Below are 17,384 nucleotides of genomic sequence, written 5' to 3'. Positions count from 1 at the left end.
CCTCTGTTATGTAAGACGATTTTATTTCCATCGCCTTTTCAATTATTATTTTGTAGCGACAGCGATCCCAATCGGATAATGACGCTCAGGTCGTTTCGGTTCGACGAGCACGCCCCGTTGGTAATAGAACTCGGTCGAGGCGAACCGATCGAACAACGCTGTAAACTCTTGTTCTGTAAATTGATGGACGTGAAACGGCTCGTTCGTCGGTTTACCGACTCCTTGACCGAACGGCGTCGACAAGACGAGCGTACCACCCGGTTTAAGCAACTCCCAAACGTTCGCCATGAACGTTTCAAAATCGTCCACATGCTCGATTGTCTCAAAACTGACGATACAGTCGAACGTGCCAAGTTGTTCGGGTAAGGTTCGATCGAGCACATCCCCGACGACATAGATCACGTTCGGATGATAATATCGGCCTCGTGCATAACGTGTCGTCTCTTCTGATAAATCGAGGGCGACGACCTCATCGACTTGCCCTTTCAAATTTTTCGCAATCAACTGACTGCCATATCCGACACCGCTCGCAAAGTCGAGCACGCGTCCGTCCATGTACAACAATGAAAAATGATAACGGGCAATATGTTCAAGTAACATACCGTTCAGCGGGTCCATTTGATCTGGGATGACCCGTTCTCCCGTATAATTCAATGTCATAAGCTCCTCCTTTTTCTATACAGCAAAAGCGCCACGAAAGTTTCGTGGCGCTGTCTGTTAACGAACGATGATCACAGGTGACAACGATCGTTTAGCAAGCTTGTGGCTGACACTGCCCAATACGAACTCTTGGAACGTATTGAGGCCGCGCGAGCCGACGACCACGAATTCATACGGTTCATGGTTGGCGTAGTTGACGAGTTCAACGTCAGGTTCGCCGCGGAGTTCGATATACTCGTACGAAACGCCCGCTTCGGTGATTGCATCGAAAAACACTTGAAGACGTTGTTTCCGTCTCACTTCAAGATCGATTTTACCCGTCGATTGAAGGGCGCTTTCTTTTGATTCTTTCGGTGACACGACATGGACGACATCGATTGAAGATGATGTCACTTTGGCGAGTTCGACCGCTTTTTGGGTGGCACGCATCGAATGATCTGAACCATCAATCGCTAGAAAGATTTTACTCATTGTAAGTTCCCCCTCTTAGTGGCCGACGTTCGCATCTTGTTGACGAAGATGGAGCGCCAGCGTGTTCAACAGCTTCTCTGAATCTTTGTTTAAGTTTAACAGTTTTGGTTCGATTCCAACCGTCCGATATTTGAAGACGACCTTATCAATGGCCCCGATGGCCGAATCGTCCCAAAGATGGGTGTTGGCGAAGTCGATACTGACTTGTTTCACGTCTGCTTCGACATCCTCTTCGACATCGAACTGGTTGACAAAGTCAGACGTAGACGCGAAGAACAGCTGTCCGTTCACTTCATAGTGTGCACGTTGTCCGTCTTGGCGGCGCTTCAGCTCGACACGCGAAATTTTTGCGGCGAAGATGACGGCGGCCGTCACGATTCCGGTGATGACACCGATCGACAAGTCGTGTGTGAGCACGGTCGCGAGTACCGTCGTGACCATGACGAGTGAATCGGTCTTTTGACCTGTCTTGAGCGTTTTGAGTGAGCCCCAGTCGAACGTCGCATAGGCGACGAAGAACATGACACCGACGAGTGCCCCGACTGGAATCAGCATTAAAATGTTACTCATCGTCATGATCATGATGAGGAGCGCAAGTCCTGCCGAGAACGTCGACAAGCGACCCCGTGCTCCAGACGAGACGTTGATGACCGATTGTCCGATCATCGCACATCCTGGCATCGCACCGAAGAAACCAGCGATGATGTTGGCGATCCCTTGACCTTTTGATTCACGGTTCTTATTCGAATCTGTACCCGTCATGTCATCGACGATTTGAGCCGTCAATAGCGACTCAATCAAACCGACAAAGGCGAGCGAGAACGAATAAGGCAAGATGATCATAAGTGTCTCGAGTGTGAGCGGGAGGTCCGGCAAGAGGAACATCGGCAGCGTTGCCGTGATCGTCCCCATATCTCCAATCGTTTTCGTCTCAAGTCCCATAAAGAACACGAGCAACGTCATCGCCACGATGGCGACAAGCGGCGCCGGGATTGCTGACGTAATGCGCGGGAACAGAAGGATGATTGCAAGCGATGCTGCAACGATGGCCCACATGATCCACGTCTCGCCTCCAAATTGCGGAAGCTGGGCTTGGAAGATCAAAATGGCAAGGGCGTTAACGAAGCCGACCATAACCGCACGCGGGATGAACTTCATTAAACGAGCTATACCAAGAAAACCAAGCACGATTTGGATCACACCAGCTAGTATCCCTGCAGCGAGCAAGTACTGAAGTCCATAATCTTTTACGAGATCGACGACAAGGAGTACCATCGCGCCCGTCGCGGCCGAAATCATCGCGGGGCGTCCTCCTGTAATCGAAATGACCATCGCGATGATAAAGGACGCATATAGTCCTACCATCGGATTTAATCCAGCGATCAGTGAGAAGGCGATTGCCTCCGGAATGAGTGCAAGGGCCACGACGATCCCTGCCATCACTTCAGCACGGGGATTCCCGAGCCATTCTTGTTTTACCGTATTCAATTTTTCCAAATGAACACACCTCTCTATAAAAATTTTTAAATTGATTTCTGACTCTCACAGAAATCAACTTAATTAAATTATAGAAGTCGTATTCACAGTTCGTTCATAACTTCACAACAACTCAGATGTTACCCGAGATTGAGCACGATGACAACCGATGCGCATCAACTTTTTCTGAGCTATCTGCGCACAGATTCATTCATTTTTATAAGGATATAACGACACACCGCGTTATCTATCTTCACTTCCTCTCGCTGTTTCGGCCTCATATCCCCCTTCACACCAACCACGTAACCGCTTACCTAATGTACCCTAATTTCCGATATAGTTGATTCAGTTTCGCCGTCGATTTATTTTTCAGACAACAAAAAAGAGAGAAAAGATTTTCAAAATCTTTTCTCTCGCGTGTTTAGTTATTGTCTTTAAAGCGGAGCAAGTCCGAATAGATGATCTTATCGTTCATCTCCAGTACTTTGTTCGCCTCGTCTTCAAGTGGCGTACATACTTTCGCGTCATCGACGACTTCTCCTGTCTCGGCGTCATAGCACGTTGACTGGGTGAACAAATAGTCGCTTGTCACGATTGTACCGTCACGGAAGATGGCGCGATCGTTGCGCTCGGGCGCGAACAAGTCGTTCCCGAACCCGATTTGATCAGACGTATCGAACCCGAGCAAATGCTGAATCGTCGGGTTCATATCGACGTGGCTTCCGACCGTCTCGTGGACTTCACCTTTGTCTTGACCAGGCAAGTGAATCGCGAACGGGACTGACTGAAGTTTTGCCACGTCATATGGCGTCAACTCGTCTTTTCCGAGCAAATCGGCCATGGCAGCGTTATGGTTCGTCGAGATGCCGTTATGGTCACCGTAAACGACGAAGATCGTATCGTCCCATGTCCCGTTCTTTTTCAACTCATCAATGAACAACCCGAGGGCGTAGTCTTGATACGCGAGCGCTTGCGGGAAGTTATTGAGCGTCGTCGAGTTCGTCTCGAATTTCGGGACGAGTTCATGGTCCGCACTCGGCATCGTGAACGGAAAATGGTTCGTCAGCGTGATGAACTTCGCGAAGTAAGGTTCTGGCAGTTCTTCAAGCATCGGTACCGACTGTAAGAAGAACTCATCGTCGAGGAGACCCCATTCCGTCATGTTGGCCGGGTCGCCTAAATCGTAGCTCTTCTCATCAAAGAACTCATCGACTCCGATGTTTTGATACATCTGGTCGCGGTTCCAGAACGATTTGTTGTTGGCGTGGAACACCGCCGAATAGTAGTTGTCTTCTTTGATGACACTAGGAAGCGCATCATATTCATTGTCGGCGTTCGTGAAGTAGACGCCGCCACGCGACAATCCGTACAGCGAGTTGTCGAGCGCGAACTCAGAGTCCGACGTCTTCCCTTGACCGGTCGTATGGTAATAGTTCGGCCAGAAGTGAGACTCGTCGATCAACTTGTTCAAGTTCGGCGTGATGTACTCGCCGTTCGAAGCTTTCATATTGTGCGTAAAACTCTGTGTCGATTCGAGCGAGATGGCGATGACGTTCTTGCCTTTATACTTCCCGAACATGTCCGGGTCCGGCGCCGCATAGTTCTGACGCGTATAATTCTCGACTTCATCGAGTTCAGAACCGTCCGCGAGCGCTTTTTGCGCCGATGTCTTCGTTTGAAGCATCGCGTCATAGACGTGGAAGTTGAACGTCCCTAAGTTTTTAACAAGCAGTTCACGGTCGAACGAACGCGTCAACAGTTCTGGGCGCTCTGTCTCTGCGAGGACAAGGTTGAAGCCGAACACGGCGGCAGCTGCACCGAACGTGAGCAACACGCGTCGTTGTGACGCTTTGCCTGTCTCTTTTATTTTCCAGAGCAAGAACGGAAGCACGACGATATCTCCTAACAGGAGCAAGTCTTTCCATTCAAGCAACGACAGGAACGACGACGATAACGTCTCTAGGTTCGACGATTGGAACAATAACGGCACAGTCAAGAAGTCAGTGAACTCACGGTAGTAGGTCGTATCCGCAAACAAGATGAGCGAGGACACCGTGTAAAGACCGTATAATGCCCACTTCCGTTTATTGCCTCCGAAGAAGAAACTAAAGGCAAACAAGAACAACGTGAAACTTAACGGGTTGATGAACAGAATGAACGCTTGGACCGCGTTCTCAGGTGGCATGTTGAAGAAGAACTGATACGCAATCAGTGACTTCGTCCATAACAGGATCGTAAACATCCAAAACAGGCGATGCGTCCGGAACGAGTCGCTTGCCGCGTGGCGGAACCGCTCTAATTTCCCTTTCGATTGATTCGTGTGATTCATTCAAACACTCCTTAGGTCATTTTCATATGGTAAGTTAGTGCGTCGACTAACAAACGTACAGACGTATAAAGAGTATTTTAACGTTCTTTTGAACTTAATTCAACTTTTTGACGTTTACAATGCTACATAAACTTAACAATTTTATTGCAATCTTCATCCAAAAAGGCTATCGAGTGAACTCGATAGCCTTTGAAACACGATTCATTTAGCCGATGATGTCCATCCAGATTTTGACCGTACTCGCTAAAATGAGCAACGCCAAAATCATCTGGAGCGACTTCGTCTTCATGTTTTTTCCGATGTTCGCCCCGATCGGTGCCGCAATCAAACTCGCGACGATCATGACGAAAGCCGGCTCCCAGACGATTTGGTCGGTGATGATCTTACCTGCCGTTGACCCGATCGATGAGATGAACGTGATCGCAAGCGAGCTCGCGATCGCCATCTTCGTCGGGATACGGAGCACGACGAGCATGATCGGCATCAAGATGAACGCTCCTGCCGCCCCGACGATCCCGGCTGCGATCCCGACGATAAACGCCGAACTGGCCGCGATCAGTTTATTGAACGTGACTTGGTCGAGCGGCATATCTTCGACGTTCGCTTTCGGCAAGAACATCATGATCGTCGCAATCGTCGCGAGGACCGCATAGACGACGTTGATCAAGTTCTCCGACAACAGCGTCGAGCCGTAGCCCCCGATGAAACTTCCGATCAAGACGGCGACACCCATATAAAGGATGAGTTGTTTATTCAAATAGCCGCCTTTACGATACGCATAAATCCCACCGATCGTCGCAAAGAACACTTGAATCGCGCTGATTCCAGATACTTCGTGGGCGCTGAACGCCGCGAAGCCAAGAAGCGGCGGAATGTACAACAACATCGGATATTTGATGATTGATCCGCCGATCCCGACCATCCCTGAGATGAATGATCCGATAAAGCCAATCAAAAAGATTGTGATGATAAACTCTAACTCCATACTAGCTCCTCCAGTTTCCTACCCTATTAGATAAGTAAGTTTTATTTTTGTTCCCAAGCGATCATACCGCCTGAGACGTCATAAATTTCCGTATAACCTCGATCCTGCAACAACTCGGCCGCCTGGGCGCTTCGATTGCCACTGCGGCAAATGATATAGATCGGTTCATCTTTCGCATAAGGTAATTTGGTTTCATTTAATGAAGAAAGTGGTGCGTTCACCGCTCCTTCAATATGCCCCCCCTCGTATTCATCTAATTCACGGACGTCCAACAAGGTTATTTCTTCGTTTTCCAATCTGTTTTGTAGTGTTTCGACGTCAATTTGGGTGATTCCATCCTCTTTCGAAGTGAAAACTACGATTCCGACAGTCACAATCACTAAAATCGTTAAGATGATCGTTAATTTACGCAATTTTTGACCTCCAATTCTTTTCCTTGCATTGAGTATACCTTAGGGGGTATATTAAAAACAACGAAAGAACCTCACTTTAAAAATAACTTGATTAGAAAAGGGGATTAATACCACATGAAGACGATTACGACGACTGAATTAGAAACATTGCTAAGCACGGATGAAATGCTCAACTTGATCGACGTTCGTGAAACGGATGAATTTGCAGGCGGACACATCAAACAAGCGAAAAACGTACCGTTGTCTGAATTCAGTGCGAAAGTCGATGAACTCGACCGCACGAAACCGATTCATGTCATCTGTGCGGCAGGCGGACGCAGCATGAACGCGTCAGCTTATCTCGACTCACTCGGCTTTGACGTCATCAACGTCGACGGCGGCATGATGAGCTGGACAGGCGAAACGGTTTAATCACTTCTTAATATAAAGCAGCACAACAACTAACGTTTACAGTCAACTATTCTAGGGGGTATATCATATGTTATTACGTTATTTCTATGATCAAAAATTAGCACAGGCATCTTACATGGTCGGTTGCCAAATGACCGGTGAAGCGGTCATCATCGACCCAGCACGCAACATCACACCGTACTTGCAAGAAGCTGAAAAAGAAGGCATGACGATCGTCGCGACGGCTGAGACACACATCCACGCTGACTTCGTCTCAGGTTCGCTCGAACTTGCGAAACGCACCGGCTCGACAGCCTACTTGTCAGATGAAGGTGACGCGTCATGGAAATATGCGTTCGCGAAAGACATCGACTCGAAACTCGTCAAAGACGGCGACACGTTCAAAGTCGGTAACGTCACGCTCGAAGTCATGCACACACCAGGCCACACACCGGAACACATTTCGTTCTTGCTCTATGACCGCAACCAAACGCAACCGATGGGTATTTTCACAGGCGACTTCGTCTTCGTCGGCGATATCGGACGCCCTGACCTGCTCGAAGAAGCGGCCGGCGTGAAAGGAACGACGGCCATCGGTGCCGAGCAAATGTTCCACTCGCTCAACAAATTCAAGGCGCTCCCTGACTTCGTTCAAGTCTGGCCTGGCCACGGTGCCGGCAGCGCTTGCGGGAAAGCACTCGGCGCGATCCCAACGTCAACGGTCGGATATGAGAAAGCGACGAACTGGGCGCTCCAGATGACAGACAAAGACGCATTCATCAAAGAGTTGACGACGGACCAACCAGAACCGCCGAACTACTTCGCAATGATGAAAAAAGTGAACAAAGAAGGCATCCAAGTGACGAACGAGATCGCTCGTCCGGAAGTCGTCGGCACGGACCGGCTCGACACACTCGTCGAAGCGACACAAGTCGTCGACACACGTAGAGGCGAAGACTTCGCGCAAGGTCACGTCCCTGGGACGATCAACATCCCTTACAACACGAAATTCGTCTCATGGGCCGGCTGGCTCGTGAACTTCGACAAAGACATCACGCTCATCGCGAGCGCGGAAAACGTCGAAGAAGTGCAGACAGACCTTCAATCGATCGGTCTTGACCGTCTCCGCTTCATCGTCCCTGTCGAAGAGCTCGGTCAAGAACTATTGACAGAAACGTACACGGACGTGACGGCTGAACAAGCGATCGAATCAGCTGAGAAGAACGACGTGTTCGTCCTTGACGTCCGCAACGCGACAGAATGGAACGCGAGTCACTATGAGAAAGCAGAGCGCATCTTGCTCGGTAAACTCATGCGTGACCACGACGGTCTACCGACAGACAAGACGATCGCCGTCCACTGTGCGTCAGGCGTCCGTTCACGTATGGCCGCGAGCGTCCTTCAATCGCTCGGCTACAAGGATATTCAAAACATCCTCGGTGGCTACGCCGCGATGAAGACCGTCCTCAACGCAGAACAAATCGGCTAATGCTATACTAAAAACAAAGAAAGCGCCCACTCGTTTGGGCGCTTTTTCTCTAGGAGGGATATCGTGATTGCAATCGGTCCACTGAACGTCCGACTCGACCTGCTCGTCTTCATGGTCAGTCTGCTCGGTCTCTACATCGGCTTCAAAAAAATCGGCTTAACGGAAAAAGACCGCGACGCCGTCCTCGGGACGTGGTTCGCCGGGTTTCTTGCCTGGAAACTGAGCGCCATCATCATCGGCCTCGCTTCGACCGGCAGTTTGGCGCTATCGCTGTACGCGACGGGCGGCATCTGGTCGATCCTCGTCGCCATTGCAACGATCGGATTTTTTGTCTTCCGGCTTGCTCCCGGACTTCGGGGTTATTGGCTATTTTCAGCCCTACTTTTATGGTTCGGTGTGACGATCGTCGTGCCGAAGTACGGAACGCTCCCATTGCTTTCATCGCCGCAGCCGCTCCATTTATACCTGGCTTTCCTCATCGCCTTATTACTCGTCGCAACGTGGCGCTGGATGCGGACACCCACGCTCGGGGCACAACTCTGGACCTTAGTCGGGGCGTTGGCGATTTGGTCGATCGGAACTTATGTGACCGGCACGTTCGAATGGTGGGGGCTAATCCTGCTCTTCGTGCTCGTCGCCATCGCCATATACGTGGCGCGACCGTCTCAAAAAGCGATCCAATATGGGCTCGGGCTCGTCGTCCTGCTCGCCGTCATCAACGCGAGCTTACCGGACGAGACACCAACGCTCGTTGCCGACTCGGCTCAAGCAGCCGGGCTGAACATCGGCCAAGTTCCGCCGAATTTCGAATTGAAACGAACGGACGGGACGACGTTCAACTTGAAAGACTTACGCGGGCAGCGTGTCGTCGTCAACTTTTGGGCGTCATGGTGCCCACCGTGCCGGGCCGAAATGCCCGATATGGCCAAGTTTGCCCGCGAGCAAGATGACGTGACGATTGTCGCCGTCAACACGACGACGAGTGAACGTGACGTCGACGAGGCGCGGTCGTTCGTCGCGCCTTATGAAGACGCGTTCCAAGTCGTCTACGATGAGGACGGTGCCGTCGGGAACGCCTACCGGATCCAAGCGATGCCGACGACGTATGTGCTCGATGAAAATGGTGTCATCACAGCCAAACAGTTCGGGGCGATTGACCACGCTTGGCTCAATGCCCATACAAATTGAAAACGAAGGAGCGGCTTTCTCTCGATTGAGATTAGTCGCTCCTTTGTTCGTCTCGAATTGTTTCCTATGACGGGCACTATGCTTCTCTCGTCTGAAACTCAATTGATTCTTTTTTTGTAGTCTTCAAATTCTTTCGATCCTCTCTTTGGAGGTCCAGGATCATTTTGAATGGATAGCCAACCTACTAGACCGATAACAAGGGAAAAAACAAGAATCCCGAGTTGAGAAATCGACACCGACGCCATCAATCGGTCGATGATGTGCAGTATGATATATGTACTCGCGATGTGCAGAAACAGGGCTAACACCCCTGTATGGGATGGGATGATATCGAGAGTAGTCAACGCCTGCAAGCATGCAGATAGAAACAAGTTGGTCGGGATTTCAGAAATTCCATATACGATGAAGAAGAGTAGCAGACTCCACAACGACTCATACTGTAGACCAAGTATCTTCAAAATTAGAAATTCCAAAGATGTAAAGACAACCAGTATGGTTGAAACGATCAATATACAGATTAATAGAGATTTAGTTCCTTTAATTGTGATTGTCTCCCTTCGTTTTTAAGACGACGTATCCCCCAAACTGAAAACCGCCTCCCGGCGGTTTTCTTATTGCTTCAAATAGCCTTGTGTCTTCAAGAAGTCTTTCACATCGAGCCGAGTCGGCTTCGACAACATCCGTCCCATCTGGCCCGTCCATGTGTCACTCCGTTGGTTCGATCCGCGTGCCGCATAGTAGTCGTGAATCGTCTGATCGTACGCTGTGAGTTCTTGCTTCAGTTGAATCGGATCAGCGTCGTACGTGTTCTCATGATAGATATGCTCGAGCGGGAGCCGCGGTTTTTGATCCTCGACGTGCGCCGGGACACCGACCGCGAGCCCGAACAGCGGCAACACCCGCTCCGGCAAACCGAGCAACTCTTTGACCGCCGACATATCGTTGCGGACCCCGCCTATGTAACAAATGCCCAACCCCATCGATTCGGCGGCGACGACGGCGTTCTGTGACGCGAGCGTGGCGTCGATGACGGCGACGAGCAGTTTCTCATCGGTCTCGAGCGTCGGGTTGACGGCGGCTTCTTGCAGTTGCCCGATCAGTTCGTGCCGGTAAAGGTCAGCACAAAAGACGAAGAAATGACCGTTGTCGACGACGTACTGCTGATTGCCGGCAATCTCGGCGAGGCGCGCCTTCTTCTCCGGGTCGGTCACGCCGATAATCGAATACGCCTGGATGAAGCTCGACGTCGAAGCGCGCTGAGCACTCTCAACGATGAGACGGATCTGTTCGTCGGTCAGCGTCTCGTCCGTGAACGAGCGGACGGAGCGGTGGTTCAGTAATGTTTCGATGATTTGATTCATGCAGCTTCCCCCTTTTTTCTTATCTTGGCATACGGGAAGACTCCCGACAATTTTGGAGGCTTTCACTCACGTTTGCACTTCGTAGAGTATCCACGGTAAACAAAAAAACAGAGATACGGTTAGGTATCTCTGTTGCTGATGATTTATTCCGTCACTTGACTCAAGAACGGCGTGATATCGACGTTCAATTCTTTCGAGAGGCGTTCCCCGAGGTCACGGTCAGCACGATAGAAGTTGCAGATCAAGAGAAGGACTGTCTTCTCATGACGGACTTCTTTAATGTGGGCGACCAAGTTACGTACGAGACCATCTTTCTCGTCTTGCGAGTAGCGGCGGTACACTTCACCCGCTTGCCCGAAGTCGTTCGTCTTCTCGATTTTCTGACGACCCGTTACTCCTGAAATCGGTTGCTCGGTTTCGATATAAGCCGCATCCGGTTTCGGTGTGTCCTCGTAACGGTTCGGCTCGTAGTTGACCGGACTCGTCTGTTGTTTGAACGGCATTGCGCCGTCACGTTGGTTGTTCGACACTTGTGCGAACGGGCAGTTGATCGGGAGTTGGAGATAGTTCGCCCCGATACGGTAGCGTTGCGTATCCGAGTACGAGAACAAGCGACCTTGTAGCATCTTGTCTTCAGATGGTTGAATACCAGGGACGAGCACACCCGGGTTGAAACCGACCGATTCCGTCTCCGCAAAGTAGTTGTCGACGTTTTTATTGAGCGTCATCGTACCGACGAGTTGGTACGGGATGACGTCTTCGAACCAGTCTTTCGTCGCATCAAGCGGGTCGAAGTCGAAGTTGTCCATGTCGGCCGGGTCGAGGATTTGGACGTAAAGGTCCCACTCCGGGAAGTCGCCTTCTTCGATTGAGTTGAACAAGTCGCGCGTCGCATGGTTGAAGTCTTCCGCTTGCACTTTGGCCGCTTCGTCCATCGATAAGTTTTTGATGCCTTGCTTCGGAACCCAACGGAGCTTTATGTACACCGTGTTCCCAAATTCGTTTACCCATTTGAACGAATGGACCGATGAACCGCGCATGTGACGGTACGACGCCGGGATGCCTTCATCACTGAACAAGTGAACGAGCATGCTCGTCGATTCCGGTGTGAGCGACATGAAGTCGAAGAAACGGTCCGGGTCTTGAAGGTTCGTCCGTGGGTCCGGTTTGAGCGAGTGGATCACGTCTGGGAACTTGATCGCATCACGGATGAAGAAGACCGGCAAGTTGTTTCCGACGAAGTCGTAGTTCCCTTCTTCGGTGTAGAACTTGACTGAGAATCCACGCGGGTCACGAAGCGTCTCCGGTGAACCGAGACCGTGGATGACCGTCGAGAAGCGGGCAAAAATTGGTGTTTCTTGGCCAACTTCTTGCAAGAACTTGGCTTTCGTATATCGTTTCATGCTATTTTTAACTTTGAAGACACCGTGTGCTCCGGCACCACGGGCATGAACGACCCGCTCCGGCACGCGCTCACGGTCAAAGTGGGCGAGTTTCTCAATTAGCTGATAATCTTCGAGAAGCGTTGGGCCGCGGCGGCCGGCTGTGATGGAGTTGGCGTTGTCCCCGATTGGAACGCCTTGGTTAGTAGTTAGATGACGATGTTGATCCATATTGTTGCCTCCTCTTAATAATCATTATTACTAAATTAATAATATTAAAAGATAATAATTATTACAAATAAAACGCTCGAGACGTCTCGAACGTTTTGTAAGCGCTATTATTTTTAGGTGGTTCCATTCTTCTTTTTAATCTGCTCTTTCCGATGGATTTCTGTCACCAATAAGGCAGCGATGACCCCACCGAGCGATCCGGCAATTATATCGACCATCGTGTCATCGTTCCCGTTCCCTTGCATCGTCGTACGTAACACAATGTCGGACGTGAACTCATACATCTCCCATAGCGCCGCGCCCGCCATCGAGAAGACGACTATGTAGACGAAGAGGAAGCGCTTCGGCATCTCGAGCCGGATGTCTTCATCGAGACGACTAAAGAAATCAAAGCCAAGAAACGCCAAAAACACCCCGCTCAACACGTGCAAAAACGTGTCCCACCATCCGTTGCTGTATAACCCGACGATCGAACCCAAATATTGCGAGGCGAACAAGAAAATAATATAGGCGATTTTCATCTTGGCATCGAACTCGGTTTTAAATATTTTCTCCAACATGAACGGAATCAGTCCCGAGACGATTCCCGCCCCGGCGACACTCGCGTTAAACCACTCCCCTTGAATGATTGACGTGATGAGAATAATCCCCATGAACAAGACGAATCCGAATTCTAACAGTCGTCCTCGTGTCAGCTTCATGATACGTGCCTTCTTTCTGTAAAATGTCTCTACGGACTTATTCCCATTTCCGCGTCTCATCGAACAAATACATACATTTTTCCATATGACAAAGACCCCATCGCTTTGAACTGCTCCCCGTCAAGTAGACAGGGTAAATAATGAAAACCAGCCTAGGCGGCTTGAGCCCTGTATTCGACAGGGCTCAAGCCGTTTAGTCGTTTCTGGAGACGATCATGGTTGTAGAACGATATGTAGGCCTCGATGGCCGACGTGAGTTCGCTATAGGCCTGGAACTCACGCAGGTAGTACATCTCGACTTTCAGGGTACCCCAAAAACCCTCGATCGGGGCGTTGTCGAGACAACGTCCGACGCGAGACATGCTGTGGGTCAGTTTTGCGTCTTCCACCATGCGTTTGAACCCTCTCGATGTATATTGAAACCCTCGGTCGCTATGGATCATCGGACCCGCTCCTGTACGGAGCCCCGCGATCGCTGGGATCATCGTCTGGAAGACGAGCCCATTGTTGTTGGATTTCCCGATGCGATAGGCGACGATCGAGCCGTCATAGAGGTCGATGATCGCGCTCAGATACGCCCTCCTCCCGGCGCCATATTTGAACTCGGTGACGTCAGTGCACCATTTCTCGTCCGGTCGGGACGCGCTGAATTCTCGGTTCATCAGGTTCTCGGCCACATGCTGCGGTGAAGACTTTTTGTACCGTTTTCGCTTCTGGCGGATGACCGAACGGATCTCGTGGATGCGCATGAGACGATAGACCCGCTTCTCGTTGTATGCCGGCAGGCCATGCTGGCGTCGTCTCCGATTGACCGTCATGGTGATCCGTCGATACCCGTAGGTCCCGTTCACCTGGTCGTAGAGGAGACGGATGTCCTCCAGTAGACTCAAGTTCTCTTCCTCGCGTACCGAGACGGTACGTTTTAACCATTTATAATAGGCGGCCCGTGAGACCTGCGCGATCTCGCATAAGAGCACGACCGGGAACGTGTCGCTTATCGACATTTCCTTGATGGCCGTGTAACGCAATTGTAGCCGGATCTGGCTGATCAACCTCTCCTCTCGATCTCCTCTAACTTTTTTAGGAACAGGTTCTCGGCCCGAAGGCGCTCGTTCTCCCGCTCGATCTGTTGGATGCGACGTTCAAGCTTCTCCTCGTTGGTCAGTTCCTCTTCTTGCTTTGTCCGTCCGCGCCGGTCCTCGAGCCCGTGCACGCCGTCGGCGTCATATTTTTTCGTCCAGCCATAGACCTGCTGGTACGACACGGCGAATATCTCGGCCGTCCGTTGATAGTTCCGTCCGTTGTCCAGGCAATACCTGACGATCTCCATGCGTTCCTCGAATGTTGTCTTTCTCCCTTTGGCCATAGCTCGATCCATCCCTTTTCTCGAATCTGTTAACTCGCTATGACCAGTATACTTCTTGATCCAGCGATATAGAACCGACCAACTACTAATATGATATTTGGAGAGAACCTCCATTTTGGTGAACCCATCGAGATAGTCACGTACGGCCGCGATCTTCTGTTCCTTGGTGTAATGTTTCCATGTCTTCGACTCCTTCAACGCATCGATCCCACCGGTATCGAATTTCACTTTCCACAACTGAAGGGTATCCATAGAGACGTCATGAGCCTCCTCGATTTCCTTCCAGGTGCATGTTCCTTCTTCCAGCATACGTAGTGCACTCAGTTTTTGTTCAATCGAATGCCGACTTCTCGCCATAAAAAAACACTCCCCAATTGATAAACAGATTTGTTATTTCATCTGTCTACCTATTGGGGAGCATATCACTTCTCGCGATGGGGTCTCGTTTATTTCTGGGCGACGAAGAAAATTCGTTCGGCGTTTTGGCCCGGAGCTTGATCCGTGAAGTCGGCCGTGACCGATTTCACGTGGAAGCCGGCACCGATGAGCCATTGCATATACTGCCCTGGCTCATACGTCCGCTGTTCGTGCGTCTCTTCGACGCGTTCGTACGCGCCATCCTCGAGCGCGACGAAAAACGTCAAATCGTGGATGACCGAGAGCGGCTTCTCGCCCGGGTCAGCGAACCAGATGTAAGAACAGTCTTCCCCGTTCGACGCGTACGTCTTCTGGTTGAAAAGCGTCTCCATCTTGTTCGGTGAATGGACGTCAAAGATGAACGTCCCGCCCGGCTTCAGTTGCTCATATACCGCCTCGAACGTGTCGACGACGTCGGCCTCGTCTGCAAGGTAGCAGAGCGAGTCACAAAGGATCGTCACGGCATCGACCGGAGCCGGCAGTTCGAGCTCACGCATGTCTTGTTGCCAGAGCGGCAGCGTGACGCCCGCTTCGAGCGCTTTCTCTTGGGCGACTTCGAGCATCGACTCGGATAAGTCGAGACCGATCGTGTCGTAATGCTCGGCCAGCCGGATCGTCGCTGAGCCCGTCCCGCATCCGACGTCGGCAAGCGATGCACCGTCCGCGACGTGGCGCCGCACGAACGCGACCCAATCCGCGTACGGGGCATCTTTCATCAACTCATCGTATACGTAGGCGAACCCTTCGTACGTCATTAGCCGACTTCCACGTCGACGTGCGGCGCGTCAGCCCATAATTTTTCGAGGTTGTAGTAGTCACGGTCGTCACGGTGGAAGATGTGGACGACGACGTTTTCAAGGTCAGCGAGCACCCAACGTGCCGAGTCCATGCCTTCGAATTTTTTAAGCGGCAAATCGTTCTCGCCCGCCACGTCTTTGATTTCACGTGCGATCGCTTCGACTTGCTTCTCTGAGTTACCGTGGCAGATGACGAAATAATCGGCGATCGGTGAGATACCTTCCATGTCGAGGACGACGATGTCTTCCCCACGTTTATCGTCAACAGCTTTTACAATCAATTCAAGTTCTTCTTTTACAGTCATATAGACCCTCCTAAGGTGTGTTCAAATAATAGTTATATGTCGTAATCGTCTGCGGGAAAATCCGCACCGACTTCTTCAATAAATAGTTAATCGTATGGCGCAGTGTCGCGACGACGGCCGCTTCAAGTGAAACGTCTGCCAAATCGCGCAACACGTCGACACCGGGATACCGACGATTCGGTTCAATCGCATCCGCGACAAATAAAATTTGATCGAGGCGCGCCATGCCAGGTTCGCCGGTCGTGTGGTTTTTGATGGCCGATATGACTTCAGCGTCGAGGTCGTAGGCGCGGTCTAACAAGACCGCTCCGACCGGCGCATGAAGCAGTTCGTCATCAAACTCGAGCAACAACGGGTCGAGATGCTCGTCTAAGACGATTTGACGCATCTCGTCACGGTCATGGTACTTCGCATAATCGTGCAACATTGCCGCGAGCCGGGCCTGGTCCACGTCCTCTCCATACGTTCGGGCGAGACGTTCTGCCGTCTCGACGACACCGAGCGTATGGATGTACCGTTTCTCAGGCAACGTTCGTTCAATCAATGCCTGTGCCTGTTCATACGTCATACAAATCGTGCTCCTTGATATAAGTTTCGACTTCAGACGGGACGAGATACGTGATCGACTTGTTCCGCTTCGTGCGTTCCCGAATGTCGGTCGACGAGATCTCAAGCTGCGGCATGTCGATCGTACGGACGTCAGCTCGGCTCGGGATCCGGTAACGACTTCCGGGCCGTGCGACCGCACCGAACGTCACGAGCGTAGTCAGCGTCTCATAATCGTGCCACTTCTCGAGCGCATCGAGCGAGTCTGCTCCGATCAAGAAGAAGAACGTGTCAGCCGGATACTGCTCCCGCAACCGTTTCATCGTCTCGACCGTGTATGACGGTTCAGCTCGTTCGAACTCGATCAAGTTGAGCTTGAAATCCGGGTGACCGGAGATGGCCCGCCGCGTCATCTCGATCCGGTCGTCCGCCCGGCTGAACCCGGCCTTATGGGGCGGGATCGCTGCCGGTAAGAACCAGACCTCGTCGAGCTCGAGTTGTTCTCTCGCCTGCTCGGCGATCAACAGATGACCGAGATGAGGCGGGTCGAACGTGCCCCCCATCAGCCCGATGCGACTCATGGAAGCTTGATTTGGCGATTCTCTTTCTCTTTCGCCTGTTTGTACAAGACGATGACTTTTCCAATGACTTGAACGACTTCTGCCTTCGTTCCTTCAGCCAACTCTCCAGCCACGTCTTTCGGCGTGTCGAGACAGTTTTGAAGAACTTGGACTTTTAACAGTTCACGCTTTTCGAGCGCATCGCCGATGTCTTTGCACATCGCTTCACTGACGCCGTTTTTTCCGACTTGGTAGATGGCCGAGAGGTTGTGTGCCTCGGCGCGTAAAAATCGCTTCTGTTTACCTGATAACATTAT

At 51.1% G+C, this 17,384-nt stretch carries 19 protein-coding genes; 3 read left to right on the top strand and 16 right to left on the bottom strand.

The window, feature by feature from the left end; genetic code table 11:
- Positions 1–45 precede the first annotated feature (45 nt).
- From A6395_RS12550 to A6395_RS12525, 6 genes are all read right to left on the bottom strand, one after another.
- Positions 46–660 (bottom strand): class I SAM-dependent methyltransferase, encoded by a 615-nt coding sequence (locus A6395_RS12550; protein WP_071399278.1) that lies wholly within the window; start codon positions 658–660, stop codon positions 46–48.
- A 57-nt stretch (positions 661–717) separates the two neighbouring features.
- A complete protein-coding gene (locus A6395_RS12545; RefSeq protein WP_070327803.1) occupies positions 718–1,131 on the bottom strand; it encodes a universal stress protein in 414 nt (137 codons plus the stop codon).
- Between the two features lie 15 nt (positions 1,132–1,146).
- Positions 1,147–2,628: a SulP family inorganic anion transporter gene (locus tag A6395_RS12540; protein WP_149038982.1), complete on the bottom strand. Its 1,482-nt coding sequence runs from the start codon at positions 2,626–2,628 to the stop codon at positions 1,147–1,149.
- A 400-nt stretch (positions 2,629–3,028) separates the two neighbouring features.
- The gene (locus tag A6395_RS12535) at positions 3,029–4,936 is read right to left on the bottom strand and encodes an LTA synthase family protein (RefSeq protein ID WP_071399277.1); all 1,908 of its coding nucleotides are present in this window, start codon (positions 4,934–4,936) and stop codon (positions 3,029–3,031) included.
- Between the two features lie 205 nt (positions 4,937–5,141).
- A complete protein-coding gene (locus A6395_RS12530) occupies positions 5,142–5,921 on the bottom strand; it encodes a sulfite exporter TauE/SafE family protein (RefSeq protein ID WP_071399276.1) in 780 nt (259 codons plus the stop codon).
- A 41-nt stretch (positions 5,922–5,962) separates the two neighbouring features.
- Positions 5,963–6,334, bottom strand: a complete 372-nt coding sequence (locus tag A6395_RS12525) for a rhodanese-like domain-containing protein (protein ID WP_236637610.1) — start codon at positions 6,332–6,334, stop codon at positions 5,963–5,965.
- Between the two features lie 114 nt (positions 6,335–6,448).
- Between A6395_RS12525 and A6395_RS12520 the strand changes: the two genes are divergently transcribed.
- From A6395_RS12520 to A6395_RS12510, 3 genes are all read left to right on the top strand, one after another.
- Positions 6,449–6,745: a rhodanese-like domain-containing protein gene (locus tag A6395_RS12520; protein WP_071399275.1), complete on the top strand. Its 297-nt coding sequence runs from the start codon at positions 6,449–6,451 to the stop codon at positions 6,743–6,745.
- 67 nt (positions 6,746–6,812) lie between these two features.
- A complete protein-coding gene (locus A6395_RS12515) occupies positions 6,813–8,213 on the top strand; it encodes an MBL fold metallo-hydrolase (protein ID WP_071399274.1) in 1,401 nt (466 codons plus the stop codon).
- 63 nt (positions 8,214–8,276) lie between these two features.
- A complete protein-coding gene (locus A6395_RS12510) occupies positions 8,277–9,401 on the top strand; it encodes a TlpA family protein disulfide reductase (protein ID WP_071399273.1) in 1,125 nt (374 codons plus the stop codon).
- Between the two features lie 98 nt (positions 9,402–9,499).
- Here the strand turns inward: A6395_RS12510 and A6395_RS16260 are convergent, their stop codons facing one another.
- From A6395_RS16260 to yhbY, 10 genes are all read right to left on the bottom strand, one after another.
- Positions 9,500–9,910 (bottom strand): YrvL family regulatory protein, encoded by a 411-nt coding sequence (locus A6395_RS16260; protein WP_159429461.1) that lies wholly within the window; start codon positions 9,908–9,910, stop codon positions 9,500–9,502.
- Positions 9,911–10,012: 102 nt separating this feature from the next.
- Positions 10,013–10,762: an oxygen-insensitive NADPH nitroreductase gene (gene nfsA, locus A6395_RS12500; RefSeq protein WP_071399271.1), complete on the bottom strand. Its 750-nt coding sequence runs from the start codon at positions 10,760–10,762 to the stop codon at positions 10,013–10,015.
- Positions 10,763–10,905: 143 nt separating this feature from the next.
- A complete protein-coding gene (locus A6395_RS12495; RefSeq protein ID WP_071399270.1) occupies positions 10,906–12,375 on the bottom strand; it encodes a catalase in 1,470 nt (489 codons plus the stop codon).
- Positions 12,376–12,488: 113 nt separating this feature from the next.
- A complete protein-coding gene (locus A6395_RS12490; protein ID WP_071399269.1) occupies positions 12,489–13,076 on the bottom strand; it encodes a DUF2238 domain-containing protein in 588 nt (195 codons plus the stop codon).
- Positions 13,077–13,228: 152 nt separating this feature from the next.
- Positions 13,229–14,799 (bottom strand): IS3 family transposase gene (locus tag A6395_RS15790; protein ID WP_131466594.1). Its coding sequence is split into 2 segments (ribosomal slippage): positions 13,229–14,160 and positions 14,160–14,799, totalling 1,572 coding nucleotides; the frame shifts between segments, so codons are not numbered across the junction.
- Between the two features lie 89 nt (positions 14,800–14,888).
- Complete coding sequence (locus A6395_RS12475; protein WP_071399268.1) at positions 14,889–15,614, bottom strand: class I SAM-dependent DNA methyltransferase; 726 nt, start codon at positions 15,612–15,614, stop codon at positions 14,889–14,891.
- Positions 15,614–15,961, bottom strand: a complete 348-nt coding sequence (gene rsfS, locus A6395_RS12470) for a ribosome silencing factor (RefSeq protein ID WP_070327814.1) — start codon at positions 15,959–15,961, stop codon at positions 15,614–15,616. Before rsfS ends, A6395_RS12475 begins: the two co-directional genes overlap by 1 nt.
- A 10-nt stretch (positions 15,962–15,971) precedes the next feature.
- Positions 15,972–16,529: a bis(5'-nucleosyl)-tetraphosphatase (symmetrical) YqeK gene (gene yqeK / locus A6395_RS12465; protein ID WP_071399267.1), complete on the bottom strand. Its 558-nt coding sequence runs from the start codon at positions 16,527–16,529 to the stop codon at positions 15,972–15,974.
- Complete coding sequence (locus A6395_RS12460; RefSeq protein WP_071399266.1) at positions 16,519–17,088, bottom strand: nicotinate-nucleotide adenylyltransferase; 570 nt, start codon at positions 17,086–17,088, stop codon at positions 16,519–16,521. Before A6395_RS12460 ends, yqeK begins: the two co-directional genes overlap by 11 nt.
- Positions 17,085–17,381 (bottom strand): ribosome assembly RNA-binding protein YhbY, encoded by a 297-nt coding sequence (yhbY, locus tag A6395_RS12455; RefSeq protein WP_016508126.1) that lies wholly within the window; start codon positions 17,379–17,381, stop codon positions 17,085–17,087. Before yhbY ends, A6395_RS12460 begins: the two co-directional genes overlap by 4 nt.
- Between the last annotated feature and the right edge of the window lie 3 nt (positions 17,382–17,384).

This window comes from Exiguobacterium sp. SH31 (genome assembly GCF_001816105.1).
Lineage (GTDB): Bacteria > Bacillota > Bacilli > Exiguobacteriales > Exiguobacteriaceae > Exiguobacterium > Exiguobacterium aurantiacum_A.
This window is presented reverse-complemented; position numbering and strand designations above follow the sequence as displayed.

Bases quoted from the DNA above. Each gene is read 5' to 3' on its own strand.
- A6395_RS12550 (WP_071399278.1), bottom strand. From the start codon at position 660: ATGACATTGAATTATACGGGAGAACGGGTCATCCCAGATCAAATGGAC.
- A6395_RS12545 (WP_070327803.1), bottom strand. From the start codon at position 1,131: ATGAGTAAAATCTTTCTAGCGATTGATGGTTCAGATCATTCGATGCGT.
- A6395_RS12535 (WP_071399277.1), bottom strand. From the start codon at position 4,936: ATGAATCACACGAATCAATCGAAAGGGAAATTAGAGCGGTTCCGCCAC.
- A6395_RS12530 (WP_071399276.1), bottom strand. From the start codon at position 5,921: ATGGAGTTAGAGTTTATCATCACAATCTTTTTGATTGGCTTTATCGGA.
- A6395_RS12520 (WP_071399275.1), top strand. From the start codon at position 6,449: ATGAAGACGATTACGACGACTGAATTAGAAACATTGCTAAGCACGGAT.
- A6395_RS12515 (WP_071399274.1), top strand. From the start codon at position 6,813: ATGTTATTACGTTATTTCTATGATCAAAAATTAGCACAGGCATCTTAC.
- nfsA (WP_071399271.1), bottom strand. From the start codon at position 10,762: ATGAATCAAATCATCGAAACATTACTGAACCACCGCTCCGTCCGCTCG.
- A6395_RS12495 (WP_071399270.1), bottom strand. From the start codon at position 12,375: ATGGATCAACATCGTCATCTAACTACTAACCAAGGCGTTCCAATCGGG.
- A6395_RS12490 (WP_071399269.1), bottom strand. From the start codon at position 13,076: ATGAAGCTGACACGAGGACGACTGTTAGAATTCGGATTCGTCTTGTTC.
- A6395_RS12475 (WP_071399268.1), bottom strand. From the start codon at position 15,614: ATGACGTACGAAGGGTTCGCCTACGTATACGATGAGTTGATGAAAGAT.
- rsfS (WP_070327814.1), bottom strand. From the start codon at position 15,961: ATGACTGTAAAAGAAGAACTTGAATTGATTGTAAAAGCTGTTGACGAT.
- yqeK (WP_071399267.1), bottom strand. From the start codon at position 16,529: ATGACGTATGAACAGGCACAGGCATTGATTGAACGAACGTTGCCTGAG.
- A6395_RS12460 (WP_071399266.1), bottom strand. From the start codon at position 17,088: ATGAGTCGCATCGGGCTGATGGGGGGCACGTTCGACCCGCCTCATCTC.
- yhbY (WP_016508126.1), bottom strand. From the start codon at position 17,381: ATGTTATCAGGTAAACAGAAGCGATTTTTACGCGCCGAGGCACACAAC.